The 25,873-nt window shown below is 72.4% G+C and carries 20 protein-coding genes; 9 read left to right on the forward strand and 11 right to left on the reverse strand.

The genetic code is table 11. From position 1 onward, the window contains the following. Positions 1–13 precede the first annotated feature (13 nt). From ABD296_RS14345 to ABD296_RS14365, 5 genes are all read right to left on the reverse strand, one after another. Positions 14–478, reverse strand: a complete 465-nt coding sequence (locus ABD296_RS14345) for an RrF2 family transcriptional regulator (protein ID WP_344266351.1) — start codon at positions 476–478, stop codon at positions 14–16. Between the two features lie 339 nt (positions 479–817). Further along, the gene (locus tag ABD296_RS14350) at positions 818–2,284 is read right to left on the reverse strand and encodes a glycoside hydrolase family 3 protein (RefSeq protein WP_344266354.1); all 1,467 of its coding nucleotides are present in this window, start codon (positions 2,282–2,284) and stop codon (positions 818–820) included. Then, positions 2,281–3,171, reverse strand: coding sequence for a carbohydrate ABC transporter permease (locus ABD296_RS14355; RefSeq protein ID WP_344266357.1), 891 nt, complete (start codon positions 3,169–3,171; stop codon positions 2,281–2,283). Before ABD296_RS14355 ends, ABD296_RS14350 begins: the two co-directional genes overlap by 4 nt. Then, complete coding sequence (locus ABD296_RS14360) at positions 3,168–4,139, reverse strand: carbohydrate ABC transporter permease (RefSeq protein WP_344266360.1); 972 nt, start codon at positions 4,137–4,139, stop codon at positions 3,168–3,170. Before ABD296_RS14360 ends, ABD296_RS14355 begins: the two co-directional genes overlap by 4 nt. A gap of 88 nt (positions 4,140–4,227) precedes the next feature. Then, positions 4,228–5,502, reverse strand: a complete 1,275-nt coding sequence (locus tag ABD296_RS14365) for an extracellular solute-binding protein (RefSeq protein WP_344266363.1) — start codon at positions 5,500–5,502, stop codon at positions 4,228–4,230. Positions 5,503–5,754: 252 nt separating this feature from the next. Between ABD296_RS14365 and ABD296_RS14370 the strand changes: the two genes are divergently transcribed. Beyond that, a complete protein-coding gene (locus ABD296_RS14370; RefSeq protein ID WP_344266366.1) occupies positions 5,755–6,978 on the forward strand; it encodes an ROK family transcriptional regulator in 1,224 nt (407 codons plus the stop codon). Positions 6,979–7,097: 119 nt separating this feature from the next. Here the strand turns inward: ABD296_RS14370 and ABD296_RS14375 are convergent, their stop codons facing one another. Beyond that, entirely contained in the window at positions 7,098–7,232 is a 135-nt protein-coding gene (locus ABD296_RS14375) for a hypothetical protein (protein WP_344266369.1), read from the reverse strand. 232 nt (positions 7,233–7,464) lie between these two features. Between ABD296_RS14375 and secA2 the strand changes: the two genes are divergently transcribed. Then, positions 7,465–9,795, forward strand: coding sequence for an accessory Sec system translocase SecA2 (gene secA2 / locus ABD296_RS14380; RefSeq protein WP_344266372.1), 2,331 nt, complete (start codon positions 7,465–7,467; stop codon positions 9,793–9,795). Position 9,796: 1 nt separating this feature from the next. Here secA2 and ABD296_RS14385 read toward each other — a convergent pair whose 3' ends face one another. Beyond that, entirely contained in the window at positions 9,797–10,417 is a 621-nt protein-coding gene (locus ABD296_RS14385; protein ID WP_344266375.1) for a TetR/AcrR family transcriptional regulator, read from the reverse strand. Positions 10,418–10,513: 96 nt separating this feature from the next. Here ABD296_RS14385 and ABD296_RS14390 point away from each other — a divergent pair, with 96 nt between their 5' ends. Then, positions 10,514–11,521 carry a DMT family transporter gene (locus tag ABD296_RS14390; RefSeq protein ID WP_344266378.1) on the forward strand — a complete coding sequence of 336 codons (1,008 nt, stop codon included), beginning with the start codon at positions 10,514–10,516 and terminating at the stop codon, positions 11,519–11,521. Here the strand turns inward: ABD296_RS14390 and ABD296_RS14395 are convergent. Next, positions 11,442–16,079, reverse strand: coding sequence for an ATP-dependent helicase (locus tag ABD296_RS14395; protein WP_344266381.1), 4,638 nt, complete (start codon positions 16,077–16,079; stop codon positions 11,442–11,444). The genes ABD296_RS14390 and ABD296_RS14395 overlap by 80 nt on opposite strands. 119 nt (positions 16,080–16,198) lie before the next feature. Here ABD296_RS14395 and ABD296_RS14400 point away from each other — a divergent pair, with 119 nt between their 5' ends. Together ABD296_RS14400 and ABD296_RS14405 are read left to right on the forward strand one after the other, a co-directional pair. Next, positions 16,199–17,476, forward strand: a complete 1,278-nt coding sequence (locus ABD296_RS14400) for an alpha/beta hydrolase (protein WP_344266384.1) — start codon at positions 16,199–16,201, stop codon at positions 17,474–17,476. A 9-nt stretch (positions 17,477–17,485) separates the two neighbouring features. After that, the gene (locus tag ABD296_RS14405; RefSeq protein WP_344266387.1) at positions 17,486–17,680 is read left to right on the forward strand and encodes a DUF3046 domain-containing protein; all 195 of its coding nucleotides are present in this window, start codon (positions 17,486–17,488) and stop codon (positions 17,678–17,680) included. Between the two features lie 30 nt (positions 17,681–17,710). Here ABD296_RS14405 and ABD296_RS14410 read toward each other — a convergent pair whose 3' ends face one another. From ABD296_RS14410 to ABD296_RS14420, 3 genes are all read right to left on the reverse strand, one after another. Then, a complete protein-coding gene (locus ABD296_RS14410; RefSeq protein ID WP_344266390.1) occupies positions 17,711–18,868 on the reverse strand; it encodes a glutathionylspermidine synthase family protein in 1,158 nt (385 codons plus the stop codon). A gap of 3 nt (positions 18,869–18,871) precedes the next feature. After that, entirely contained in the window at positions 18,872–19,189 is a 318-nt protein-coding gene (locus ABD296_RS14415; protein WP_344266392.1) for a hypothetical protein, read from the reverse strand. A gap of 193 nt (positions 19,190–19,382) precedes the next feature. Continuing rightward, entirely contained in the window at positions 19,383–20,252 is an 870-nt protein-coding gene (locus tag ABD296_RS14420; protein ID WP_344266395.1) for an ATP-grasp domain-containing protein, read from the reverse strand. Between the two features lie 253 nt (positions 20,253–20,505). Between ABD296_RS14420 and recA the strand changes: the two genes are divergently transcribed. The 4 genes from recA to ABD296_RS14440 all read left to right on the forward strand — a co-directional run bounded on the left by recA (position 20,506) and on the right by ABD296_RS14440 (position 25,847). Beyond that, positions 20,506–21,675, forward strand: coding sequence for a recombinase RecA (gene recA, locus ABD296_RS14425; RefSeq protein ID WP_344266398.1), 1,170 nt, complete (start codon positions 20,506–20,508; stop codon positions 21,673–21,675). Positions 21,676–22,359: 684 nt separating this feature from the next. Continuing rightward, entirely contained in the window at positions 22,360–22,842 is a 483-nt protein-coding gene (locus tag ABD296_RS14430; RefSeq protein WP_407061476.1) for a regulatory protein RecX, read from the forward strand. A gap of 439 nt (positions 22,843–23,281) precedes the next feature. Then, a complete protein-coding gene (gene rny / locus ABD296_RS14435) occupies positions 23,282–24,853 on the forward strand; it encodes a ribonuclease Y (RefSeq protein ID WP_344266404.1) in 1,572 nt (523 codons plus the stop codon). 55 nt (positions 24,854–24,908) lie between these two features. Next, a complete protein-coding gene (locus tag ABD296_RS14440) occupies positions 24,909–25,847 on the forward strand; it encodes a trypsin-like serine peptidase (protein WP_344266407.1) in 939 nt (312 codons plus the stop codon). Positions 25,848–25,873 lie beyond the last annotated feature (26 nt).

Genomic DNA, 25,873 nt, shown 5'->3' on the forward strand with positions numbered 1-25,873 from the left:
GCCGACCCCGCCGCTAGATCAGCGAGGGGCTCTCCCAGGCCGACGGGTCCTCGGTGAGCTTCTGGACGCCCTCCGGCAGCTTGCCGGCGGCGATGTGCCCGAGGCTCACCCGCTCGAGGATCGCCCGCTCGCTGGCGCGCAGCGCGATCCACACCTCCTGCAGCGACCGCGCCGGTCCCTCATAGCCGACGTGCTCCGGACGCTCGCCGCGGACGCCGAGCAACGGCCCGTCGATCGCGCGGATGATGTCGGCCAGGGATATCTGCTCGGCGGGCCGCGCCAGCCAGTAGCCGCCCTCCGGGCCGCGCTGGCTGCGGATGAGCCCGGAACGGCGCAGCTGGCCGAGGATGTTCTCGAGGAATTTGGGCGGGATCTGCTGGGCCTCCGCGAGCTGGACCGCGGTCACCGGGTGACTCCCGGCCACCGCCAGCTCCGCGGCGGCACGCAACGCGTAGTCGACCCGAGCGGACAATCGCATGTACGTATTATCCCTTGCCGATCGGACTGGTCTGACTCTGCCCATGGCATTGCCCTCGGCGTCAGGCGCTGGAGCGCCTTCCTTCAACGGGCAATGCGTGCGATCGCTGCATCGCTCCGGCTCGCCCAGGGGCTCGCTGCGCGATCGGATTCTTGCTTCGCTCGAATCCGGCTTCGCTCGCGACCGCGACGGCTCAGGTCGTCGCATGGCTGGGCAGGACCAGCGGGTGGACACGATCGGCGCAGGCCTTGGTGGTGGGCGGCGCGGGCGCATGGATGTGGCGCGCCCGCCGGTACCGGGCCTTTGACCGGCGGGCGCGCCACGGCTCGCAGGCCGCGATCAGGCGGTGGAGACCAGCCCCAGGATCTCGGCGGCGGCTTGGGCGTTGGCGGCGGCGGCGCCGTAGGTGGCCAGGTAGACGGCGGCTTCGGGGTGCCAGACCGGCAGCCCCATCTCCACGACCACGGTGTCGGGACGGGCCGTCAGGAGCGCGCCGGCGAGCGCCCGCTGGGCCGCGTGCCGGTGGGCGTCCCGCAGCACGACCACCAGCCCGCGTCCCCTGGCACGTTCCAGGACGCCTTCCGCCTCTCCGGGCGCCCCCGCGGCCCGGACGGCGTCGGGCGCCCAGGGGTGCAGGCCCCAGGGCGTCGGTCCCACCGCGATGTTGCCGCTCGCCTCCGCCTCGACCACCAGCGGCGCCCCGTTCCAGCCGGGCAGCGAGCCCGTCACCCGCAGGGCCCGGCGGGCGGCCTCCAGGCCGGCGGCGCGGTCGACCGCGGCCGGGCTGCTGCCGGCGAGCCACTCGCGCAGCCGCCGGGTCCGCTCCGCCGCGTCGAACAGCCGCGCGGCCGGCAGCCGCCCGGTGCGCACCGCCTCCTCGATGGCCGCCAGCGTCGCGTGGAGTGTCTCGGCGTGCTCGTTCGGGCCGAGGCACAGCAGGTCCGCGCCCGCCAGCAGGGCGCGCACCGACGCCTCCGGGATGCCGATCGCGCCGCTCGCGCCCTGCATGTCCAGCGCGTCGGTGACGATCACGCCCTCGTAGCCGAGGTGCTCGCGCAGCAGGCCGGTGATCGCGGCGGGGGACAGGGTCGCCGGCACTCCGCCGGTGATCGCGGGCAGGTTGAGGTGCCCGGTCATCACCGCGCGGGTGCCGGCCGCGATCGCCGCCCGGAACGGGACCAGCTCGCGGCGGTCCAGCAGTTCCAGGTCGGCGTCGACGATCGGGACGCCGAGGTGGGAGTCGTCCACGGTCGCGCCGTGGCCGGGGAAGTGCTTGCAGCAGGCGGCGACGCCCGCCTCCTGGGTGCCGGTCACGGCCGCCGCCGCGTGCCGGGCGACGAGGGCCGGGTCGGACCCGAACGAGCGGGTCCCGATCACCGGGTTGTCGTCGGCGGTGTTGACGTCCACCGACGGCGCGAAGTTGAGGTTGACGCCGACCTCGGACAGCTCGGCGCCCAGCGAGCGGTAGATCCGCCGGGTCAGCTCCGGGTCGTCGACCGCGCCGAGCGCGGCGTTGCCCGGGTAGGGGCTGCCGGTGGCGTGCCCGCCGAGCCGGGTGACGTCGCCGCCCTCCTCGTCGATGGTGACGAAGGGGTCGCCCGCCTTGCGCATGCGCGCGGTGAGCGCGGCCAGCGACTCCGGGCTCGGCACGTTGCCGGTCAGCGCGAACAGCGTCACGCCGCCGAGGCCCGCCTCCAGCTCGTCCAGCACCCAGCGGGGCGCGGACGCGCCCGGGAAGGACGGCAGCAGCGTGCCCCGCGCCAGCCGGGCGATCTCGCCGGTGGTCGCGATGTCGTCGGTGGTCACCCCTTCACCGCCCCGGCGGTCAGACCGGACACCATGCGGCGCTGGACGACCAGGAAGAACGCGATGACGGGAATGGTGAGCAGCGTGGACGCTGCCATGATGGGCCCCCAGGCGGTGCTGCTGCGACCGAAGAAGAACTGCAGCATGATCGGCAGGGTGTACTTGTCCTGGTCGTCCAGGAACGTGAAGGCGAAGATGAACTCGTTCCACGCGGTGATGAACGAGAAGATGCTGGTCGCGACCAGGCCGGGCGCGACGAGCGGGAGCATGACGGTGAAGAACGTGCGGATCGGGCCGGCGCCGTCGATCGCGGCGGCCTCCTCCAGCTCCTTCGGGACGGCCGCGACGAAGCCGCGCAGCATCCAGATCGCGAACGGCACCGCGAACCCGATGTAGACGACCGCGAGCCCCGGCAGCGTGTTCAGCATGTCGAGCTTCTTGAGGTCCAGGAACAGCGGGATGACCAGCGACTCGCACGGCACCATCTGCACGACCAGCAGCATGATCAGGAAGGTGGTGCGGAACCGGAAGCGGAACCGGGCCACCGCCGTCGCGGCCAGCAGCGCCAGCAGGCTCGACACCACGACGGTGATGAGGGCCAGCACGATGCTGTTGCGGAAGTACGTCCAGAACGACACCTGCGCGATGCCGCCGTTGAGGACGAAGTCGAAGTGCGTCAGCGTCGGATGGGTCGGCAGCGGCTTCGGCGTGGTGCTGAAGATCTCGCTGTTCGGCTTGAACGCGGTGGACGCCATCCAGAAGACGGGGAACACCGCCAGCACGAACACCAGCAAGCCGAGCGCGTTGAGGCCGATCTTGCGGGCTCGTTTGCGCGCGGTCGGCCGCCTGCGTCCGGGCCGTCCCGCCTTGAGGGTTGCCTGGGTCATCGGGTCTCCCCCTGACGCACCATGACCCGCACGTACAGCGCGGTGACGACGAGCAGGATCAGCGTGAGCACCGCCGCGATCGCCGAGCCCATCCCGAGCTTGGGGTTGAGCGCGCCGAACGCCTCGGAGTAGCCGTACAGCGACAGGTTGAACGCGTCGCGGTTGGCCATCCCGGACATGATGAACAGCTGGGTGAACACCTTGAAGTCCCAGATGATCGACATCACCAGGACGACGAGGAAGATCGGTTTGAGCATCGGGTAGGTGAGGCTCCAGAACGTCCGCCACGGGCCCGAGCCGTCCACCCGCGCCGCCTCGTACAGCTCGCGCGGGACGCTCTTCAGGCCGGCCAGCACCGACACCGCCACGAACGGGCACGCCTGCCACACCACGCAGACCGTCAGGACGGTGTAGGTGGACAGCGGCGTGGCGAACCAGTTGTAGTCGTTCCAGCCGCCGCCGACGAGGGCGTCCGGCAGCTTGTCCAGGGTCCAGTTGACCAGCCCGCCGGTCGAGCCGAACAGCCAGCTGAAGATGATCGCGGCGGTCACCGGCGGGGTCGCCCAGGCGACCATCACGCCGCCGGAGACGAAGCTCGACATCCGCTTGCCGAGCTTGTTGAGCAGCAGCCCGACCAGCGTCCCGATCACCATGGTCAGGCTGACCGCGACGACGGCGAACAGCACCGTGTGCCGGAAGGCCGCCCAGAAGAGCGGGTCCTTGAGGATGGTGTCGAAGTTCTCGGTGCCGACCGACTCGGCCGGCTCGCCGCGCAGCTGGCGGTTGCCGACCTTCTGGAACGACATGATCCCGATCTGGATCATGGGCCAGAACATCAGCACGGCGATCACGACGACGGTGGGCGCGATCAGCAGGTAGGGCCCGAAGCGGGGCCGGCGGCGCGGGCGCGCACGGCCGGACGATCTCCGGCCCGGTGGCCTGCGCACCGCGGGAGCGGTGTCGAGCATGGACGCTTCCGATCAGCGGGGACGGGTGGCCTGCGGGGGTCCGGCGGGCCCGCGGGGATGAGCGCGCGGGCCCGCCGGATGCTCGGTGCTACTGGTTGAGCAGCTCGTTGGCCTGCTCGTTGGCCTTCTTCATCTCGTCGTCGGCCGACTTGCCCTGCATGATCGCCTTCACCGCGTTCGGCAGCACCTTCTTGGACTGCTCGAAGTCGCCCCAGCCGGCGCTGATCGGGGTGAACTTGGTGTTGGCCGCGATCTGCGTGAAGGGCGCCAGCGCCGGGTCGGAGAACTGGACGTCCGACCGCATCGAGGAGAAGCCGCTGATGTCGGCCCACTTCTTGGCGTTGGCGGCGTTGTTGAGGATCGTGACGTAGTCGAACGCGGCCTTCTTGGCCTTGCTGTCCTTCCACACCGCGAGGTCGGAGCCGCCCGCCATGACCGGCGCGTTGCCGCCGCTCTTGGCCGGGATCGGGAAGACCGCCCACTTGTCGGCGTTCTTCGGGGAGATCTTCTTCATCTGCGCCAGCGCCCAGCTGCCGTCGATGTACATGCCGAGCTTGCCGAGCGCGAAGTCGCGCTGCGGGCCGTCCAGCTCGTTCTTGCCGACGTACTTCTCCGGCGCGACCTTCTCCTTGCCGACCAGGCCGGCGTAGAAGTTCACGGCCTCGACCGCCTGCGGCTGGTCGAGCTTGCCGGTCCACTTGCCGCCGTCCTTGACGGCGACCTCGCCGCCGTTGCCCCAGATGAAGCTGACCAGCGCGTTGGTCTGGTCGCTCGGCGCGCCGATGCCCGGGACCTTCTTGGCGTCCTGGACCTTCTTGGCGGCGGCGACCAGGTCGGCCCAGTTCGCCGGCGGCTGGATCTTGAGCTCGTCGAACCAGTCCTTGCGGTACCAGATGGCGCGGACGCCGCCGTACCACGGCACGGCGTAGGTCTTGCCGTCCGCCTGGTCGTTCTGCAGCGCGGTCTTGTTGAGCGTCTTGTTGTCCGCCCAGCCCGACATCTCGCCGGTGACGTCGGCGAGGTTGCCCTGCTCGATGTGCGACTGGACGTCGGTGTTGCCGAGCTCGGTCACGTCCGGGCCCTCGCCGCCGGCGGCGGCCTTCTGGAACGTGGTGGCGACCTGCGGCCAGGGCACGTACTTGATCTGCACGGCCGTGTTCGGGTGCTTCTGCTTGAACTCGGTCTCGACGCCCTTGAGGAAGGTCGTCTGCTCGGTGGTCCCGTCGCCCATCATCCAGACCTTGAGCTGCGCCGGGTCCTTGCCCGCGCCGGAGTCGTCCTTCTTGTCGTCTCCGCCGCCGCCGCAGGCCGTGGCGGCCAGGGCGATCGCGGCCGCCGTGGCCGCAACCTTGATGTACTTCACTGGGGGTTCCTTTCCGGCATCGCCTCGCGCGGCCGTGTGGCCGGCGATGCGAGTGGAGCACGCCCGGACCCTTTAGGGTCCGGGACATGCCCCGCTCGTCGTCGCGTCGCTCGCGGGCGCCCTGCTCGCCAGTCCGCGCTCTGCACGCCCCTCCCCGGATGAGGGGACGGTCGGCGCTTGCGGGTAAACTAACAAGAAACTTTCCTAAACAAAACCGCCCGTTAGCGGATTGAGACATCGAGGGGTACCAGCATGGCCAGACGCCCGGGAACACCGCGGCTGCTGCGTGAGCTGAACGACCGCGCCGCGCTGGACCTGCTCGTCGAGCACGGCCCGCTGACGCGCGCGCAGATCGGCGAGCACACCGGGCTCTCCAAGGTCACCGCCTCCCAGCTGCTGTCCAGGCTCGAGGAGCGCGGGCTCGTGGCGGTGGTCGGGGAGCAGGCCGGTGGCCGCGGTCCGAACGCCGCCCTGTACGCCGTGGTGCCGTCGAGCGCCTACGTCGCGGGCCTGGAGGTGGGGCCGGACGGCGTCACCGCCGGCGTCGCCGACATCACCGGACGCATGGTCGCCCAGGTTACCGTCGATCCGAACGGTGCTGACGAGCCCGTCAAGATGGTCCACAACGCCGTGGTCAAGGCGTGCCGATCGGCCAAGGTCGCGGTGAACAGGCTGAGCGCCTTCGTCATCGGCACCCCCGGCGTCGTCGACCCGCGCTCCGGCGACGTCCAGTTCTCCTTCGACCTGCCCGCCTGGCACGAGGGCGTGCTCGCCGCGCTCCGCACCGACCTGCGCCGCCCGGTGACGATCGAGAACGACGTGAACCTCGCCGCCGTCGCCGAGCGCGCCTACGGGGCGGCGCGCGACGCCGACGACTTCGCGCTGATGTGGTTCGACCGCGGCATGGGCCTGTCGGTGATGCTCGGCGGCCGGCTGCACCGCGGCCGGTCCGGCGGCGCGGGCGAGATCGGGTACCTGCCGGTCCCCGGGGCGCCGCTGCCGCTGAGCACCGCCCGGCGCGTCCCCGAGGAGGAGGGCGGCGTCACCGAGTCGACGTCATGGGGCATCCCGACCCTCGCCGGCGGCTACGGGGCCCTCGTCGGCGCGGACGGGGTGCGCGCCCTCGCCCACGAGCACGGCATCACCGAGCCGACCGCGGTCGAGTGCGTCCGGGCGGCGGCCGCGGACGAGTCCCGGGGTGGCGCGTTCCTGGACGAGCTGGCCAACCGGTTCTCCTACGGCGTTACCTCGGTCAACATCGTGCTGGACCCGGGCTTGGTGGTGCTGTCGGGCAGCCTCGGGCGGGCCGGCGGGGCGCCCCTCGCCGACCGCATCGAGCGGGCCGTCGGGCGGATCAGCCCGACCCGCCCGACCGTCGCGGTGACCGAGGTGGAGGGCAACCCGGTGCTGCGCGGCGCCCTGCACGCCGCCCTGGAGAAGGCCCGCGACGAGGTCTTCTCGGCCGGCGCCAACTGAGCGGGACGGGCGCGCGCGGGCGGCTGGGCGGGCGCGGACGGTTGGGCGGGCGCGCGCGGGCACGATTGAGCGCCCCTGCCGATGGCGGGGGCGCTCACTCGTGCCGTACGTTCTCGCGCTTACTTGTCCTCCGCGGCCGAGGCCGCGGGCTGGTCATGGCGCCGCGGGTCGTTGAGCGCGCGGTCGATGACCGTCTGGCTGATGATCTGGCGCTTGCGCCGCTGCGCGGCTGCCCACCGTGCCGTAGGTGTCATGGCGAAACCCCGTTCCGCGGTGACGCTCTCCCCGTGGTCACCGCAACCCCGTAATGCCTTCATGTTCTCAAACGAGGGGCTCGCGGGGATCCATCTTGGGGATGAATTCGAGGTCAGACCTCGTGCGGAGACCTCCCGGAGATCTTCCGGAGACCTTCCGCGGTGATCATGTGGAACGAGGGACCGGAACCGGCCGTTGGGGGAACCGTGGTGGAGGCATCGAGGGGGCGACATGGCGCTTCGTGACCGTTTCCGGCGCCTCGTCCAGAAGCCCGGCAGCGTCGATCTCGCGCCCTTCCGCGCCGTCGTCGAGGAGGCCGGGCGGCGCGAGGACCGGATCCGGAGGCTGACCGACGCGGAGCTCACCGCCGCGTCCACCCCGGACCTGATCGCCGACCTCGCGGAGTTCTGCGCGGTCGGCCGCGAGGCCGCCCGCCGGGCCCTCGGCGAGCGGCCCTTCGACGTCCAGCTCACCGGCACCCTGGCGCTGCTGGCCGGGCACGTCGCCGAGATGGCCACCGGCGAGGGCAAGACCCTGGCAGGTGCCCTGGCCGCCGCCGGGTACGCGCTGCGCGGCGAATCCGTGCACGTCATGTCGGTCAACGACTACCTCGCCCGCCGCGACGCCGAATGGATGGGACCGCTGTACGCCATGCTCGAGGTGTCGGTCGCCTCGGTGGGGCAGGCGTCCACGCCGGACGAGCGGCGCGAGGCGTACCGGGCCGGCGTGCTGTACGCGCCCGTCAGCGAGATCGGCTTCGACCTGCTGCGCGACCGGCTCGTCACCGACCCCGCCGACGCCGTCCAGCGGGAGGCGCGCGTCGCGCTGATCGACGAGGCCGACTCGGTACTGGTGGACGAGGCGATGGTGCCGCTGGTGCTGGCCGGCGCCGCCGACCTCGACCCCGCCGACCCCCGGTACGCCGACCTCGTCCGGCGGCTGCGGCCCGGCCTGCACTACGCCACCGACGAGGAGGGCCGCAACGTCCAGCTGACCGCGGCCGGCGCCCGCGAGGTCGAACGCGTCCTCGGCCTCGACCTGTACGCGCCCGAGAACCTCGCGACGCTGACCGCCGTGAACGTGGCGCTGCACGCGGAGGTGCTGCTGCACCGCGACGTCGACTACATCGTCCGCGACGGCGCCGTGAAGCTGATCAGCGAGTCGCGCGGCCGGGTCGCGCTGCTGCAGCGCTGGCCGGACGGCCTGCAGGCCGCCGTCGAGGCCAAGGAGGAACTGGAGGCGTCCCCGTCCGGGGAGATCCTCGACTCCATCACCGTGCAGGAGCTGATCGGCCGCTACCCGGTCCGCTGCGGGATGACCGGCACCGCGATGGCGGTCGCCGGGCAGCTCACCGAGTTCTACTCCCTGCAGATCGCCGTCGTCCCGCCGAACCGGCCGTGCGTCCGGGAGGACGAGCCCGACCGCCTCTACGCCACCACCGCCGACAAGGAGGTGGCGGTCGTCGAGGAGATCGTCGCGGCGCACGCCACCGGACGTCCCGTCCTGGTGGGCACCGGCGACGTCGCCGAGTCCGAGCGCCTCGCCCGGCGCCTCGTCCGCGCGGGCGTCGAGCCCGTGGTGCTCAACGCCAAGAACGACGCCGAGGAGGCCGCGATCATCGCCGAGGCGGGCGCACCCGGCGCGGTCACCGTCTCCACCCAGATGGCCGGACGCGGCACCGACATCCGGCTCGGCGGCGGTCCGGCCGCGTCCGCCCCCGGCACCGCGCCCGCGGGGCGCGACGGCTCGGGCCGCGACGAGGTCGCCGCCGCGGGCGGCCTGCTGGTGGTCGGCACCGGCCGCTACCACAGCAGCCGGCTGGACGACCAGCTGCGCGGGCGCGCCGGCCGGCAGGGCGACCCGGGCGGATCGGTGTTCTTCACCAGCCTCCAGGACGACCTGGTCACCCGCTTCGCGCCCGACGAGACCCACAAGGGGCCCCTCGGGGACGATGGCCGCGTCGACGACAAGGGCGCGCACTGGATCGTCGGCCACGCCCAGCGGGTCGCCGAGGGCGTCGATCTCGAGCTGCACCGCAACACCTGGCGGTACAACCAGCTGATCGGCCTGCAGCGCCGCGAGGTCCTCGCCGAGCGCGACGCGGTCATGACCGGCGACGCCGCCGACCGGGCCACGGCCGCCGACGCCCCCGCCGGGCACGCCGAGCTCACCAAGATCGCCGGTGCGGACGCCGTCGCGGCGGCGGCCCGGCAGATCGTCCTCTTCCAGCTCGACCGGTGCTGGGCCGAGCACCTGGCCTTCCTCGCCGACCTGCGCGAGGGCATCCACCTGCGCTCCCTCGGCCGCGGCCTCGACCCGCTGGTCGAGTTCAACCGGGAGGCCGTCCCGGCGGGCAAGCGCCTCCTCGGCGACGCCCGCCGCCGGTCGGTGGCCGCGTTCGAGGACCTCACAGCGACCGAGGACGGCATCGACCTCGACGCGGCCGGCCTCAAGCGGCCGTCCGCGACCTGGACCTACCTCGTCCACGACAACCCGTTCGGCTCCCTGGACGAGCGCGCCCTGCGCGGCCTGATCTCCATGTTCAAGGGCCGCCGCCGCTGACCTACCGGAGAAGCGCGTCGGCGGCGGCGCGGGCCTTGGCGGGGGGGGGGGCGGGGCCGCCCAGCCTGAGGGGGGCGGCCGGGCCGGCGCCGGCCCGGGCCTTGGCGGCGGCGTCGGGGACGCCGCCGACGCTGAAGGCGACGACCGCGCCCTCGTGCAGGATGAGGAGCTGGTCGGCGAGCGTGCCGTCGGCGACCAGGCCGGCGTACAGCTCCCTGACCCATGCCTTCTGCTCCGCGGCCGCCCCGTGGACGGGGTGCCGGGGGTCGGGCAGCTCGGCGCAGGCGTTCACCATCGAGCAGCCGCGCCCGCATTCGGTGGACAGCCATTCGTCGAGGGCGTCGAACGTCGCGAGGACGCGGTCGCGCGGGGCGGGGACCGCGTCGATCCGGCGGGTCATGAATTCCCGCCAGTGCGCGTCGCGGGCGCGCAGGTAGGCGAGGACGAGCGCCTCCTTGGAGCCGAACCGGTCGTAGACGGTCTTCTTGGTGACCCCGGCCTCGGCCGCGACCAGTTCCATGCCGACCGAGCCGATGCCGCGCTCGTAGAACAGCTCGCTCGCGACCTGGAGCACCCGCCGCGCGGCGGGGGTGAGCGGGCGCTCCCCGGTGGTGGCCGGCATCGGCGGCTCCTTCGACCTGGCTCTTCGATCTGACGCGGCCAAGTTTACATACCGGTATGGATATGGGGTAACTATACCGGTATGTATACCTCAGCCATGGCCGCTCCGCGCCGCGACGCCCTGATCGGGGCCGCGATCGGCACCGTGTTCGTCGTCACCTGGAGCTCCGGCTTCATCGGTGCACAGCTCGGCGCCGGCGCCGCCCCGGCGAGCACCCTGCTGGCCTGGCGGTTCATCGTCGCCGGAGGCCTGCTCCTGGCCTGGGCCTGCTGGCGCCGCCCCCGCATCCCGCCCCGCGACCTCGCCCTGCACGCCCTCATCGGGGCACTGGGCCAGGGCGGTTACCTCTACGGCGTCTTCCTGGCCGCCGAGCACGGCGTCAGCGCCGGCGTCGACAACCTGATCACCGCTCTGCAGCCGCTGGTCGCCGCCGTCCTCGCCGTGCCCGTGCTCGGCGAGCGGGTCACCCGGCGGCAGCTGGCCGGATTCGCCGCGGGACTCGGCGGCGTCGCGCTCGTGGTCGGCGGCGACCTGCACGGAGGAGCGCCGGCCTGGGCCTACGCGCTTCCGCTCGCCGCGACGCTCTGCCTCGTCGGCGCCACCCTCATCGAGCGCCGCACCCGGCCGTCCATCGGCCTCATCGACGCCCTCACCGTCCAGGCCGGGATCAGCGCCCTGCTCTTCACCGTCCTCGCCGGCGCCGGCGGCGACCTCGCCCCGCCGGCGGACCCCGCCTTCTGGACCGCCATCGCCGTGCTCGTGGTGCTGGCGATGTTCGGCGGCTACGGCCTGTACTGGGTGAACGTCCGGCGCAGCGGCGTCGGCCGTGCCTCCGCCCTGCTCTACCTCACCCCGCCCGCCACCATGCTCGGGGCGTGGGCGATGTTCGGCACCACACTCACGCCGCTCTCGCTGGTGGGCGTCCTGGCGTGCGCCGCCGCCGTGGCCGTCGTCCTGCGCGCACCCGCCGCGCACGGACGCGACCGCCGATCTCCCGCACAGGGATCTCCCGCGCAGGCCCCGGTCAGGCGCGCAGGCGCAGGCCGCGAGGAGTCGGATGGAAGCCCGCGGACTCCAGAGCGGCGGCGAGCGGCGAGTCGTTGATCGCGGTGCCGTCGGCGCGCTCGACGGTCAGCTTGCCGAGCGCCCCCTCCCGGACCGCCAGGGCGAGCGCGTCGACCGCCGGACGCAGCATCTCCGGGTCATCGTCCCAGGTCAGCAGCGTCTTGCCGCCGCGCTCCACGTAGAGCGCGAGGCGCCCGTCGACCAGCACGACCAGCGCGCCCGCCTTGCGTCCCGGCTTGTGGCCGCTGGCGACCTCGTCGTCGCGGTCGGGCCAGGGCAGGGCGGCACCGTACGGGTTGGCGGGATCGGCGGAGGCCAGGACCAGCGCGCGGACGTCGGGTTTGCGGGGCGTCTCCCACAGGGCGGAGATGTCGTCCGGCGCGGCGGCGGCCGGGCGCAGCGCGCGGAGCCGGTCGACCGCGCCGGGCAGCGCGAACTGCGCGGCGCCCAGGCCTTCGACGAAGTACCCGCGCCGGCACCGGCCGCTCTCCTCGAACGCCCGCAATACCGGGTACACCGCGGAGAACCCGCCGGGCGTGCGCTCGGCCGCCACCGCGCCGCGGATGACGATGCCGTACCGCTCCAGCAGCGCCTCCGCCAGCGCGTGCGAGCGCAGCGTCGCCGTGGTCTCGCGCGCCGGCAGCGGCCACCAGCGGCCCGCGACCGTGGGCGGGCCCGTCCTGGACGGCAGGACGGGACGGCCCCGCCGGCCCGTCCGCGACCGGTGCGTGGGACGCCCCGAGCCGAGCGCCGCGCGCAGCGGGGCGAGGGTGTCGTTGGTCAGGTGGCCTGCCCAGACCAGATCCCACACGGCGGCGACGAGGTCGGCGTCGGCGGTGGTGACCTGCGCGTTCACCCGGTCCGACAGGGTGCGGAAGAACAGCGCGCCCCCGCCGTCGAGGGCGTCCAGGACGGCCTGGTGCGCGGGCGTGAGGGTGATCTCGGCGGGCTGCGGCATGAGCAGCGGCGCGGTGTCGGCCAGGTACAGCGCCACCCAGCCGTCGCCGCCGGGCAGCCCGCCCTGGCCCGCCCATACGACCTCGCCGGCGGAGGTCAACTCGTCCAGCATGGCGGGGGAGTAGCCCGGCACCCGCGACGGCAGCACCAGCGACTCCAGCGCCGACGCGGGCACCGCCGCGCCCTGCAACTGCTCGATCGCCTGGACGAGCGCGTCGATGCCGCGCAGTCGCGACCCGCCCACGATGCCGTGCCAGACCGGCAGGAACCGGCCGAGCGACTCCGGCGGGGACGGCTCCACCTCGGCGCGCAGCCGGGCCAGCGACCGGCGGCGCAGCGTCCGCAGCACCCCGGCGTCGCACCACTCGCCGGTCAGCGGGCCCGTCACGGCCTCGACGGGCAGGAACTCGCCCTCGACGACCCGTCCCGCGCCCGCCAGCCGCCGGAGCGTGTCGGTGACCACGGCGGTGCCGAGGCCGAACCGGGCGGCGGTCTCCCCGGTGCGGAAGGGGCCGTGTGTACGCGCGTAGCGCGACACCAGGTCGCCGAGCGGGTCGTCCACCGGCTCGAGGAACGCCTCGGGAACGCCCACGGGCAGCGGTGCGCCGAGCGCGTCGCGGAGCCGTCCCGCGTCCTCGATCGCGGCCCACCGCTCCTCGCCGGCGACGCGGACGCGGATCGCCCGCCGCGTCGCCTCCAGCTCCTCCAGCCACCGCGACGCCCACACCAGCACCTCTCGCGCCAGTCGGGGGGCATCGTCCGGCTCGCCGCCTCGCGCCGCATCGGTCGTAGCGGCGTCGGGCGTCAGGGTCGTTCTCAGCGCGACCTCGGCGGTCGTCAGCGGGCCGAGCGTGCGCAGGAGGTCGGCGACGCCCTCCATGTCGCGGGCGCGGCGGTCGGGGGCGAGGCGCTGGAGCTCCCGCTCGATGTCGGCGACGGCGTCCGGATCGAGCAGCTCCCGCAGGTCGGCCTGGCCGAGCAGTTCGGCGAGCAGGGCGGAGTCGAGGGCCAGCGCCTGGGCGCGGCGCTCCGCCAGCGGCGAGTCGCCCTCGTACATGAACGCGCCGACGTAGTGGAACAGCAGGGAGCGCGCGTAGGGCGACGGCTCGGGCGTCTCCACCTCGACCATCCGGACCTTGCGGCCCGACATGTCGCGCATCAGCTGGACGAGGCCCGGCACGTCGAAGACGTCCTGCAGGCACTCGCGCATCGTCTCCAGGGTGATCGGGAACGACGGGTACTTGCTCGCGACCGCGAGCAGCTGCGCGGCGCGCTGGCGCTGCTGCCACAGCGGCATCCGCTTGTCGGGACGGCGGCGGGGCAGCAGCAGGGACCGCGCCGCGCACTCGCGGAACCGCGCCGCGAACAGGGCCGAGCCGCCCAGCTCGTCCACCACGATGCGCTCGATGTCGTCGGCGTCGAACACGGCGAGGTCGAGGCTCGGCGGATCGTCCATGTCGGGGATGCGGATCACGATGCCGTCGTCGGCGTGCATGGCCTGCGCGTCGACGCCGTACCGCTCGCGCAGCCGGCCCGCCATCGCGAGCGCCCACGGCGCGTGCACGCGCGCGCCCAGCGGCGAGTGGACGACCATCCGCCAGTCGCCGAGCTCGTCGCGGAACCGCTCGACGACCATCGTCCGGTCGTCGGGGACGTGCCCGGTGGCCTCCCGCTGCTCGCCCAGGTACGAGACGAGGTTGCCGGCGGCCCAGGCGTCGAGCCCGGCGGAGGAGACGCGCTCGCGGGCCTCCTCGGCGGGCAGCGCGGCCAGCTCGCGGGTGAAGGCGCCGAGCGCGCGCCCCAGCTCGGCCGGGCGTCCGAGCGTGTCGCCGTGCCAGAAGGGGAGCTTGCCGGGCTGCCCCGGCGCGGGCGAGACGAGGACGCGGTCGGGGGTGATGTCCTCGATCCGCCACGAGCTGGCGCCCAGCACGAACACGTCGCCCACCCGCGACTCGTAGACCATCTCCTCGTCGAGCTCGCCGACCCGGGAGGACTTCTCGCCGACGAGGAACACCCCGAACAGGCCCCGGTCGGGGATGGTCCCGCCGCTGGTCACGGCGAGGCGCTGCGCGCCGGGACGGTCGTGCAGGACGCCGGTGACGCGGTCCCAGACCAGCCGCGGCCGCAGCTCGCCGAACTCGTCGCTCGGATAGCGCCCGGCGAGCATGTCGAGGGTCGCCTCCAGGGCCGACCGCGGCAGCGTCGCGTAGGGGGCCGCGCGCTTGACGAGGGTCTCCAGATCGTCGACGGTCCACTCGTCCATGGAGACCATCGCGACGATCTGCTGCGCCAGCACGTCCAGCGGGTTGCGGGGGTAGTGCAGCTCCTCGATCGCGCCGCCGCGCATCCGCTCGGCCACCACCGCCGTCTGGACGAGGTCGCCGCGGTACTTGGGGAAGATGACGCCCTTGGACACCGCCCCCACCTGGTGCCCGGCCCGGCCGACCCGCTGCAGGCCGCTCGCGACCGACGGCGGCGACTCCACCTGGACGACCAGGTCGACCGCGCCCATGTCGATGCCCAACTCCAGGCTGGACGTCGCGACGACCGCGGGGAGGCGGCCCTCCTTGAGGGCGTTCTCGATCCCGGCCCGCTCCTCCTTGGAGACGGACCCGTGGTGCGCGCGGGCGATCTCCGCCACGGCGCCCTTGGCCGCGCCCGCCTGCGCCATCGTCGCCGCGGGGGAGTGGTCTTCCGGCAGCGGCTCCCGGGTGGCGCGCTCGTACGCGAGTTCGTTCAGGCGCCCGCACAGCCGCTCGGCCAGCCGGCGGGAGTTGGCGAACACCAGCGTCGAGCGGTGCGCCTGGATGAGGTCGAGGAGGCGGTCCTCCACGTGGGGCCAGATGCTGCGCTGGCGCGGATCGGCGGTGCCGGACTCGCCGGCGAACTGCCCCACCTCGCCCATGTCCTCGACGGGGACGACGATGTCGAGGTCGAACACCTTGTCCGAGCCCGGCTGCACGACCGACGCGGGCCGCGTCCCGCCGAGGAACGCCGCCACCTCCTCCGCCGGCCGGACGGTCGCCGACAGGCCGATCCGCTGCGCGGGCCGCTCCAGCAGGGCGTCGAGGCGCTCCAGCGACAGCGCCAGATGCGCGCCGCGCTTGGTGCCCGCCACCGCGTGCACCTCGTCCACGATCACCGTCTCGACGCCGCGCAGCGACTCGCGGGCGCGCGAGGTGAGGATCAGGAACAGCGACTCGGGCGTGGTGATCAGGATGTCGGGCGGCCTGACGGCCAGCCGGCGGCGCTCGTCGGCCGGGGTGTCGCCCGACCGCGTCCCGACCCGGACGTCCGGTTCGGGCAGGCCGAGCCGCCGGGCGGCGTGCCGGATGCCGGTGAGCGGCGCGCGCAGGTTGCGCTCGACGTCCACCGCCAGGGCCTTCAGCGGCGAGACGTACAGCACGCGGCAGCGGCGCAGCGGGTCGGCGTCGGGCGCGGGGCCGGCGGCGAGCCGGTCGAGCGACCACAGGAACGCGGCGAGGGTCTTGCCGGACCCGGTCGGCGCCACGACCAGGGTGTCGTCGCCGCCGGCGATCGACTCCCACGCCCCCGCCTGGGCGGGGGTGGGCGCGGCGAACGCCCCCGCGAACCACTCGCGGGTCGCCGGGGAGAAGCGTTCGAGCACGTCACCGCCCATGGCGCCCATACTGCCTCGCGGGTCGGACAGAATGCGACGGCGTGGCGCGCGTCACATTGTAAGCAAGCGCTTGTATGGGCATGGTCTACCGGTAGGACGCCAGCCGCCTAGGAGTCGCGATGCCCTACCTTCTGCTCGCCTTCGGGATCCTCTTCGCCCTTCTCGCGGCCAACGCGCAGGCGCCGCCGCGCAACGCCGCCCTGCTGGTGCCCGGCTTCTTCTCCGGCTGGCTCACCATCGAGCTGGCCCCGCACCTGCTCGTCACCGAGATCGTCGCGCTCGCCCTCACCGCCCTGTACGGAGGGCTGGACGGCTGGGCCGGCTGGCTAGGGCTGGTCCTCGGCGTCATGGGCGCGGCCGGCACCGTCGCCATCATCCTGGCGTCCCGCCGTACCGTCGTCACCCTGCGCGAGAGCGGAGCCCCCCTCGACCTCGATCCGGACGGCGCACCCCGTTTCCCGCTGGCGCCGCTGTTCGTCCCGCCGCTGTGCCTGATCCCGCGCAAGGGCGTGAAGGTGCAGCGCAACATCGTCTACCGCGAGGACGGCCGGCTCCGCCTGAAACTGGACGTCTACAGCCCGACGGGGGAGCGCCCCGACGATGAGCTGAGGCCCGGGCTCATGCAGATCCACGGCGGGGCGTGGGTCATCGGCGACAAGCGCGAACAAGGGCTGTCCCTGCTCAACCACATGGCCGTCCAGGGATGGGTCGGATTCAACGTCAACTACCGGCTCAGCCCGCGCGCCACCTGGCCGGAGCACCTGATCGACCTCAAGCACTTCCTGGCCTGGTACCGCGAGCACGCGCGGGAGTACGGCGCCGACCCCGACTTCCTCTGCGTGACGGGCGGCTCCGCGGGCGGCCACCTCACCGCGATGGTGGCGCTCACCGCGAACGTGCCCGAGTTCCAGCCCGGCTTCGAGGACGTGGACACCTCCGTGCAGGGCGCGGTCCCCTTCTACGGCGTCTACAACTTCGTGGACGCCGGGCCATGGCCGGTGCCCATGGGATCCACCCGGCTCCTGGAGAAGATGGTCGTCAAGCTGCCGTTCGAGGAGAACCGCGAGGCCTACGCCAAGGCGTCGCCCGTCACCTACCTCCGCAAGGACGCGCCGCCCTTCTTCGTCATCCACGGAAGCCACGACTCGCTCATCCCCGTGCTGGAGGCTCGCCGCTTCGTCGAACGGCTGCGCGACATGTCCGAGGCGCCGGTCATCTACGCGGAGATGAAGGGCGGCCAGCACGCCTTCGACGTCTTCCCCTCCTACCGGACGGCCCGCGTCGTCGAAGGCGTCGAACGCTATCTGACCGGCCTGCACCGCCAGTACCGCCAGGGAACCGGCCCTGCCGTCCCGGGCGAGGTCAAGGAGTCCTTGGACGGCCCGCCCGTCGGATAGCGTGGACAGGTGCGTCTAACAGTCTTCTGGGACCGGATGAACCAGCAGTTCGGCGAGGCCTACGCCCAGAGCGTGGCCAAGGACTACGTCATCGCCGAGCTGGGCGGGCGCACCATCGAGCAGGCGTTCGCGGACGGGGAGCCGGTCAAGAAGGTCTGGCAGGCCGTCGTCGCCACCTTCGACGTCCCCTCCAGGCTCCAGTAGCGCCCGCCCTACAGAGCGGTAGGGCCCGCCCTACAGGCCGATGCGGTGCGGGACGAAGGACGACGTGTCATCGGTGATGAGCCCCGACGTCTCGCGGATCCCCACTCCCGCCGACTCGTCCTCGATCACCCACGCGCCGAGCACCGGATGCTCACCGTCGAACTCCGGCAGCGCGCAGAACTCCTGGAAGACGAAGCCCTCCGCGCCGTAGTCGCCCTGGGTGCGCTGCTCGCTGCCGTCCGGCGCGACGATCCGCATGCTGGCGCCCTCACGGCCCAGAAGCGGCTTCTGGACGTAGGAGGTCAGGCCGGAGGGCGTGTTCAGGTACGTCGGCAGAAGGTTGGGGTGCCCGGGGAACAGCTCCCACAGCAACACCAGCAGCGCCTTGTTCGACAGGACCATCTTCCAGATCGGCTCTATCCACGACGTCGGTGTGCCCGGGATCTCCCGCCCGAACTGCTCCGCGACGATCCACTCCCACGGGTAGAGCTTGCAGAGGGTGCGGATCTCCTGCTCGTCCATGTCGACGAACCGCCGCCGCACCGGATCCCAGCCGATGTCCTCCATGGCGATCGCCACGCCGGGCAGGCCCGCCTCTTCGGCGGTCTCCTGCATGTAGGCGATCGTCATGACCTCCTCACCGGTCTCGTCGGCCGTCGTCCAGGCGAAATGCGCGGGCCCGCCGTCGAGCCGCGGCACGAGGTCCTTCCACCGGGCCACCATCTTCTCGTGGATGGAGTTCCACTGGTCGTCGCCCGGATGCACCTCCTGCAGCCAGTACCACTGCACCACGGAACTCTCGACGAGCGCGGTCGGCGTATCGGCGTTGTACTCCAGCAGCTTGGCGGGCCCGTGGCCGTCGTAGCGGAGGTCGAACCGTCCGTACAGATGCGGGTCGCGCCGCCGCCACGAGTCCTCGATGAGGGGCGCCACCCAGTCGGGTATGCCGAGCACGTGGTAGCGGCCCGTGCTGACGACGTGCTCCACCACCTGCAGGCACATGCCGTGCAGTTCCTCGACGGTGGCCTCGAGCGCCAGCACCTCGTCCATGTCGAAGACGTAGTGCACGGACTCGTCCCAGTAGGGGCGGGTCAGATGCTCGGGATGCGCTGTTCGGTGGAACGCCAGCCCGTGCGCCTCGACCCTTTCCGCCCAGCCGTCCCTCGGCGTCGAACGCATGCGGCGCACGGATCAGCTCCCGCTCTTGCCGCTGCCGCCGAAACCTCCGCGGCTCAGCGTCTTCCCGCTGCCGGACTTGATCTTCCCGTCGCTCGGCCGGGACCGGCTGCCGCCCGACACAAAGCCGTTGGAACCGCGCTTGCCGCCGTAGTACCAGAAGTACCGGTTGTATGAACCGGTGCTCCCGTGGTCGATGTCGTCGACGTCGCAGTACCTGTCGGAGACCACCTTGTAGCCGCCCTTGCCGGACGGCGCGTTGCGGTCGACGCACCGCGCGGTGGTGGAACTGGAGCCGCAGGCGACCAGGGTCAGCGACAGCGCGCTCACCATTCCGACTTTGACGGTGCGTGAACTGAGCCGGCGACCGGCCTCCTGTGGGGGCAAGGGAGAACACGTCCTTCGCAAGCGAGCTGAACAGCGGCCACAGCCTAAGGGCGGCTCAACTTGGGACGGAAGAGGGCATATCCCGGTTCCGTCACATCCCGGACACGCGCCGTGCCGCGTCAGTCTGCGTCGGTCCGCGTCAGTCCGGGACGGGCAGGTGCGCGTACAGGTCCATCGCGTCCACCGACGCGGGGAGATCGCTGACCTGGCCGTCGCCGACCTCCACCACGCGCCACTCGCCGTCCGTGCGGCGCGCCAGGTCGGTCGTGATGAAACGGCAGCCGAGGGCGCGCACCGCGTGCGCGACCGCGTCCAGTTCCGGATCGGGCTCCAGGCCCGGCGTGTCCGGATGCGGCCCCACCAGGGCGGGCTCCCCGTCCACCCACCACACGCGCGCTTCTCCCTCGCCGTCGTAGGACTCGAACTCGCGCACCACCAGGCCGCCGGACAGGTACTCGTCCTGCAAGGCGACCATCTTGGCGGCGACGTCGTGCAACTGCGCGGGATTCTTCACGTCCGGGACGAAGCACGCCTCGTCCCACTCGTGCTTGCACGACTTCACGTAGTCCTTGACCACGCCGGGGCCTCCGGGCAGCGGCCGGACGAGTTCAGCGAGCGCGTTAAGGTCGCCCGGGTCCTGCCCGGGGGAGAGCGGGCGCCACACGCTGTGCGGTGTCAGCCCGGCGAACGTGTCGTGCCATCCGGGGAGCTCGTGCGCGCGCGTGTAGTCGTCCGGATGCGTCAACAGGACCGTCCCGCGCCGCTTCAGCGCATTGGCCATCGCGGCGTACTCCGCGCCGGTGACCATCCAGCCGCGGTACCAGACCGGGCCCAGGTCCGCGGGCACCGCGCGCACGGCTTCCTCGACGTCCCCGCGCCGCAGCGCGTCATGGTCCAGCAGGACGGTCTCGCCGTAGTGGTCCCGCACGGCCGCGGCCTCGCGGGCGTAATGCGGGTCAACGCGCCGGGGGTGGATCGGATCGACGCAGAAGAGGACGGTGAGCGTCATGATGGGACCCTCCGTGGACGGCTCGCCGGCGCCAGCGTACGGGGTCCGGACCGCGACGCGCACGGTGATTCCCGCCCGAATCGGCATACCGGGCGATGATCGAACGAGTGTTCGGTAAGCTGGCCCCGGCACGCGTCGTCGTCCACAACCGCGCCCGCGTCTCGAAAAGTGTCGGTGGCCCGCCGTAACGTCGCCTTCGACATCGCAAACAGCGGCCGAGAGCCGACAAGTCACAACGAGAAGGACATCTCACATGGCAGCGAACGACCGGGAGAAGGCTCTCGAGACCGCACTCGCCCAGATCGAGCGGCAGTTCGGCAAGGGCTCGGTCATGCGGATGGGCGAGGAGGCGCGCGCACCGGTCGAGGTGATCCCGACCGGCGCCATCGCCCTCGACATCGCGCTCGGCATCGGCGGCCTGCCCCGCGGCCGCGTCGTCGAGGTCTACGGCCCCGAGGGCTCCGGCAAGACCACCGTCGCCCTGCACGCGGTCGCCAGCGTGCAGAAGAAGGGCGGCATCGCCGCGTTCGTCGACGCCGAGCACGCCCTCGACCCCGAGTACGCCTCCAAGCTCGGCGTCGACATCGACGCCCTGCTGGTCTCCCAGCCCGACACCGGCGAGCAGGCGCTGGAGATCACCGACATGCTGATCCGCTCCGGCGCGATCGACGTCGTCGTCATCGACTCCGTCGCCGCGCTCGTCCCGCGCGCCGAGATCGAGGGCGAGATGGGCGACAGCCACGTCGGCCTGCAGGCCCGCCTCATGTCGCAGGCGCTGCGCAAGCTCACCGGCGCGATCAACCAGACCAAGACCACCGCCATCTTCATCAACCAGCTGCGCGAGAAGGTCGGCGTCATGTTCGGCTCGCCGGAGACCACCACCGGCGGCCGCGCGCTGAAGTTCTACGCCTCCGTCCGGCTGGACGTGCGCCGCATCGAGACCCTCAAGGACGGCACCGAGGCCGTCGGCAACCGGGTCCGCGTCAAGGTCGTCAAGAACAAGATGGCCCCGCCGTTCCGGGTCGCCGACTTCGACCTGCTCTACGGGCACGGCATCAGCCGCGAGGGCGGCCTGATCGACCTCGGCGTGGAGCACGGCTTCGTCCGCAAGTCCGGCGCCTGGTACACCTACGACGGCGACCAGCTCGGCCAGGGCAAGGAGAACGCCCGCAACTTCCTCAAGGCCAACCCGGACATGGCCGACGGGATCGAGAAGAAGATCAAGGAGAAGCTCGGCATCGGGCCGAAGGTCGACAAGGAGGCCGAGCCGGCCGCCGCGGCGCCCGTGGACGGCCCCTCCGCCCCGCCGGCCCTGGCCGCCGTCCCCAGCCCAGCCGCCCCCGCCCCCGCCCCCGCCGCCGCCGGCCGGGCCGCCGCCGGGAAGAAGAGCGCCAAGACGGCCAAGACCACGGGTGATTCCTGACGGCGAATCCCCCGTTCCGGGTGACTCTTGACGAAGAGTGAGCGATGATCTCGTATGCAGGGCGGCGGCGCCCACCCCGCACCGGCACGCCGGTGCGCGGACCTTCCCCAACGGCGCCGCCGTCTTGAATTGCATTGCCCTTGGCGGTCGGGCGCTGGGGCGCCCTCCCTTCGGCGGGCAATGCGTGCGATCGCTGCATCGCTTCGACTCGCCCTGGGGGCTCGCTGCGCGATCGGATTCTCGCAGGCTCGAATCCGGCTTCGCTCGCGATCGCGACGGTTCAGGTCGCCACGTGGTCTGGCACAAACTCTGAGGTTGGTGCGGCAGTGGGGTCTCGCTTCGCTCGAACCTGGGTCGGGTCTCGGTCGTCACGGTCGGGGGCGCCATATGGGTTGGGCGCGAGCCTTGATGTGGTGCGGAGGTGGGGTCTCGCTTCGCTTGGGCTCGGGGTCGGTCGCGATCGCACGGGTCGGGCACGAATCTTGAGGTTGGTGCGGCGGTGGGGTCTCGCTTCGGTCGGGCTTGCAGTGGTTCGGGTTGCGGTTAGTGGGTGGGGATCGGTTGTTCGGTGTGGGGGTGAGTGATGTGGATGACGGTGTGGGGGCTTCGGGGGGTCGGCGTCGGGGTGGTGCTCGGAGGCGTGGTGAGGAGGTGCCGGACAATCCTGAGGGGGCGGCTCGGGAGGTGTGCCTACGGTTGCTGGCGTCCTCGCCGCGCACTCGCGCGCAGCTGGCGGACGCCCTGCGGCGCAAGAACATTCCCGACGACGTGGCCGAGAGCGTCCTCGGCCGGTTCACCGACGTCGGCCTGATCGACGACGAGGCGTTCGCCCAGGCCTGGGTGCAGTCCCGGCACGCCGGCCGCGGGCTGGCCAGGCGCGCGCTCGCCGCCGAGCTGCGACGCCGCGGCGTCGAGAACGAGACCGTCAACAGCGCGGTGGACGCCCTCGACGCGGGCCAGGAGGAGCGCACCGCGCGGGCCCTGGTCGACCGCAGGCTCCGCGCCACCAGGGGCGTCGACCCCGCCAAGCGCATGCGCCGCCTCGTCGGCATGCTCGCCCGCAAGGGCTACTCGCCCGGCGTTTCCTACCGGGTCGTCAAGGAGGCCCTCGCCGACGAGGGCACCGACCCGGACGACTTCCCCGCCGAGCCGGACGAGTTCGACTGACGGTTTCCGGTCGGGCGGCGACACGCCGGGGGAAGCGGGCGGGGCCGAGGTTCCGCCGGGCGCTCCCGGCTCCGGGGGGCCGGTCACGGGGCAGGTGGCGCGGGGTGCGGGCGGTCAGGGCGGCCGGTAAGGAAGGACTCACGCGGACGTTCGGTTAGTCCGGAATGCCCGGCGTTTGCTTGCTCATTACCTCCATGCCGCTTACCGTTACGGCAGTGAGGAGTTACTCCGCGTCTCGCGGATTGCCATACGACCGAGCACGTTCCAGCAGCTGAGAGGCATACAGGACAGGTTCGTCGACCGGAACCGGCCGGAACGCCCGGGGCGCGCGGTGCGGCCCGGCGGTGCCGTGTACCCGGCCGTCCGCCGGCGCGAGTAAATCCTCGCTAGTCAGGGTCCCGATTTCGGGCGAGCCCGTCGGCGAGGAAGGATCTGCCTCATGGAGAGCGTCCTGCTGGGTGCAGCGCTGCTGGTGACCCTGGTCGCTCTCGTCATCGTCATGCTGTGGCGTCCCGGCGTGCCCGGGAAGGCGGCGGCGGAGATGGCCCGCGCGCGGAGCGAGGCCGACGAGATCCGGTCGCGGGTCGAGCAGGAGGCCCGGGAGGCGCGCGAGAAGGCCGAGGCGCAGGCGGAGCGGATCGCCGCGTCGGCGCGCGCGGAGGCCGAGGAGGAGGCCCGCACCCTCCGCGCGGACCTGCGGACGGCCAGGGAGGACCTGGAGCGCCGGGAGGCCCGGCTCGCGGAGCGGGAGCAGCGCCTGGACGGCGAGATGCGCCGGCTGCAGGAGTGGGCGGACAGGCTCGCGGAGGCCAAGCGGTCGCTGGAGGCGCGCAAGAAGGAGCTCGCCGGGGCCGAGGAGGAGCGCCGCAAGGTCCTGGAGCGGGCGGCCGGGCTCACCGCGGAGCAGGCCAAGGGCGAGCTGGTCGCGGCGATCGAGAACCAGGCCAAGCGGGAGGCCGTCCCGATCACCCGGGAGATCGAGAACGCGGCGCGGGCGGAGGGCGACAAGCGCGCCCGCAAGATCGTGACGCTGGCGATCCAGCGGGTGGCCAGCGAGCAGACCGCCGAGTCGGTCGTGTCGGTCCTGCACCTGCCGAGCGACGAGATGAAGGGCCGGATCATCGGCCGCGAGGGCCGCAACATCCGGGCGTTCGAGACCACGACCGGCGTGAACCTCATCATCGACGACACGCCGGAGGCGGTGCTGCTGAGCTGCTTCGACCCGGTGCGCCGGGAGGTCGGCCGGCTGACCCTGGAGAAGCTCGTGCTGGACGGGCGGATCCACCCGCAGCGGATCGAGGAGATCTACGAGCGCAGCCGGACCGACGTCGAGCAGCTGTGCGTGCGGGCCGGCGAGGACGCGCTCGTCGACGTCGGCATCGCGGACATGCATCCGGAGCTGATCGCCCTGCTGGGCCAGCTCCGGTACCGGACGTCCTACGGGCAGAACGTGCTGAAGCACCTCATCGAGTCGGCGCACATCGCCGGGATCATGGCGAGCGAGCTGAAGCTGCCGGCGGAGGTCGCCAAGCGGTGCACGCTGCTGCACGACATCGGCAAGGCGCTCACGCACGAGGTGGAGGGCAGCCACGCGCTCATCGGGGCCGAGATCGCGCGCCGGTACGGCGAGGACGAGGACGTGGTGCACGCGATCGAGGCGCACCACAACGAGGTCGAGGTCCGGACGGTGGAGGCGGTGCTCACCCAGGCGGCGGACGCGGTGAGCGGCAGCCGCCCCGGAGCGCGCAGGGAGTCGCTGGAGGCCTACGTCAAGCGGCTCGAGCGGCTGGAGCAGATCGCCCGCGAGAAGCACGAGGGCGTGGAGAAGGTCTTCGCGATGCAGGCCGGCCGCGAGATCCGCGTGATGGTGAAGCCGGACTCCGTGGACGACATCCAGGCGCAGGTCATCGCGCGCGACATCGCCAAGCAGGTCGAGGACGAGCTGACCTATCCCGGGCAGATCCGGGTCACCGTCGTCCGCGAGTCCAGGGCCATCGAGTTCGCGCGCTGACCGGTGTGTGATCGTTCCCGTTGTGCGGGGACGTCGAGATCGGTACTTTTGCGCGATGCGCAATCGGTGGATGCGGTGGACGGCCGCGGGCGGCGCCTGCGCCGGCATCGTCGCGGCGGGCGCCGGGACGGTCTGGTACACGGCGGGCGACGCCCGGGGACGCACGGTGGTCGACACGTCCGCCAGCGTGCGGATAAGCGCGGCGGACGCGGGCGACGCGTCCCGCTACTGGACGCCCGCGCGGATGGCCGCGGCGACGCCCGTCGGCCCCAAGAGCGCGACTGCGACCGGGCGGACGTTCTCCTCGCAGTCGATCGTGCAGTCGAAGGCGTTCGCCGGGGTGCCGACGATCGGCGCGCTGTTCTTCAACAACGGCCAGGGCGACCACTTCTGCACCGCGAGCGTCGTGCAGAGCTCGTCGCAGCGGCTGCTGATCACCGCCGCGCACTGCCTCCACGGCGGCAAGGGCAAGAAGTACGCGACGAAGGTGGCGTTCGTCCCGAAGTACGACCGGGGGAAGCGCCCCTACGGCACCTGGACGGCCGAGATGCTGCTGGTCGACCAGCGGTGGGTGAACAGCACCGACCCCGACCTGGACTTCGGGTTCATCGCGCTGAACGACCGGAGCGGCAAGACGATCCAGAAGGCGGTCGGCTACAACAAGCTGGCGATCAACCAGGGCACCGGCAAGACGGTGAACGTGGCCGGCTACCCGAAGATCGCGTTCGACCCGCGCGACCGTCCGATCTACTGCCGCACCAAGACGGCGAAGCAGGCCCAGTTCCAGATCCGGATGGACTGCACGGGCTTCTACGGCGGGACGAGCGGCAGCCCGTGGCTGCTGAACTACAGCTACACGACGCAGAAGGGCGACATCAACGGCGTCATCGGCGGCTACCAGGGCGGCGGCAACACGGCCAGCCGCTCGTACTCGGCGTACTTCGACAAGGACGTCTACAACCTGCGCGCCGCCGCCGACAAGCGCGCCGTCTGACCTGGGCGGCGTCTGACCTCGGCGCC

This window comes from Actinomadura napierensis (assembly GCF_039529375.1).
In the GTDB taxonomy this organism is placed as follows: domain Bacteria; phylum Actinomycetota; class Actinomycetes; order Streptosporangiales; family Streptosporangiaceae; genus Spirillospora; species Spirillospora napierensis.

Bases quoted from the DNA above. Each gene is read 5' to 3' on its own strand.
- ABD296_RS14345 (WP_344266351.1), bottom strand. From the start codon at position 478: ATGCGATTGTCCGCTCGGGTCGACTACGCGTTGCGTGCCGCCGCGGAG.
- ABD296_RS14355 (WP_344266357.1), bottom strand. From the start codon at position 3,171: ATGACCCAGGCAACCCTCAAGGCGGGACGGCCCGGACGCAGGCGGCCG.
- ABD296_RS14360 (WP_344266360.1), bottom strand. From the start codon at position 4,139: ATGCTCGACACCGCTCCCGCGGTGCGCAGGCCACCGGGCCGGAGATCG.
- ABD296_RS14370 (WP_344266366.1), top strand. From the start codon at position 5,755: ATGGCCAGACGCCCGGGAACACCGCGGCTGCTGCGTGAGCTGAACGAC.
- ABD296_RS14375 (WP_344266369.1), bottom strand. From the start codon at position 7,232: ATGACACCTACGGCACGGTGGGCAGCCGCGCAGCGGCGCAAGCGCCAG.
- secA2 (WP_344266372.1), top strand. From the start codon at position 7,465: ATGGCGCTTCGTGACCGTTTCCGGCGCCTCGTCCAGAAGCCCGGCAGC.
- ABD296_RS14385 (WP_344266375.1), bottom strand. From the start codon at position 10,417: ATGCCGGCCACCACCGGGGAGCGCCCGCTCACCCCCGCCGCGCGGCGG.
- ABD296_RS14390 (WP_344266378.1), top strand. From the start codon at position 10,514: ATGGCCGCTCCGCGCCGCGACGCCCTGATCGGGGCCGCGATCGGCACC.
- ABD296_RS14395 (WP_344266381.1), bottom strand. From the start codon at position 16,079: ATGGGCGGTGACGTGCTCGAACGCTTCTCCCCGGCGACCCGCGAGTGG.
- ABD296_RS14400 (WP_344266384.1), top strand. From the start codon at position 16,199: ATGCCCTACCTTCTGCTCGCCTTCGGGATCCTCTTCGCCCTTCTCGCG.
- ABD296_RS14415 (WP_344266392.1), bottom strand. From the start codon at position 19,189: ATGGTGAGCGCGCTGTCGCTGACCCTGGTCGCCTGCGGCTCCAGTTCC.
- ABD296_RS14420 (WP_344266395.1), bottom strand. From the start codon at position 20,252: ATGACGCTCACCGTCCTCTTCTGCGTCGATCCGATCCACCCCCGGCGC.
- recA (WP_344266398.1), top strand. From the start codon at position 20,506: ATGGCAGCGAACGACCGGGAGAAGGCTCTCGAGACCGCACTCGCCCAG.
- rny (WP_344266404.1), top strand. From the start codon at position 23,282: ATGGAGAGCGTCCTGCTGGGTGCAGCGCTGCTGGTGACCCTGGTCGCT.
- ABD296_RS14440 (WP_344266407.1), top strand. From the start codon at position 24,909: ATGCGCAATCGGTGGATGCGGTGGACGGCCGCGGGCGGCGCCTGCGCC.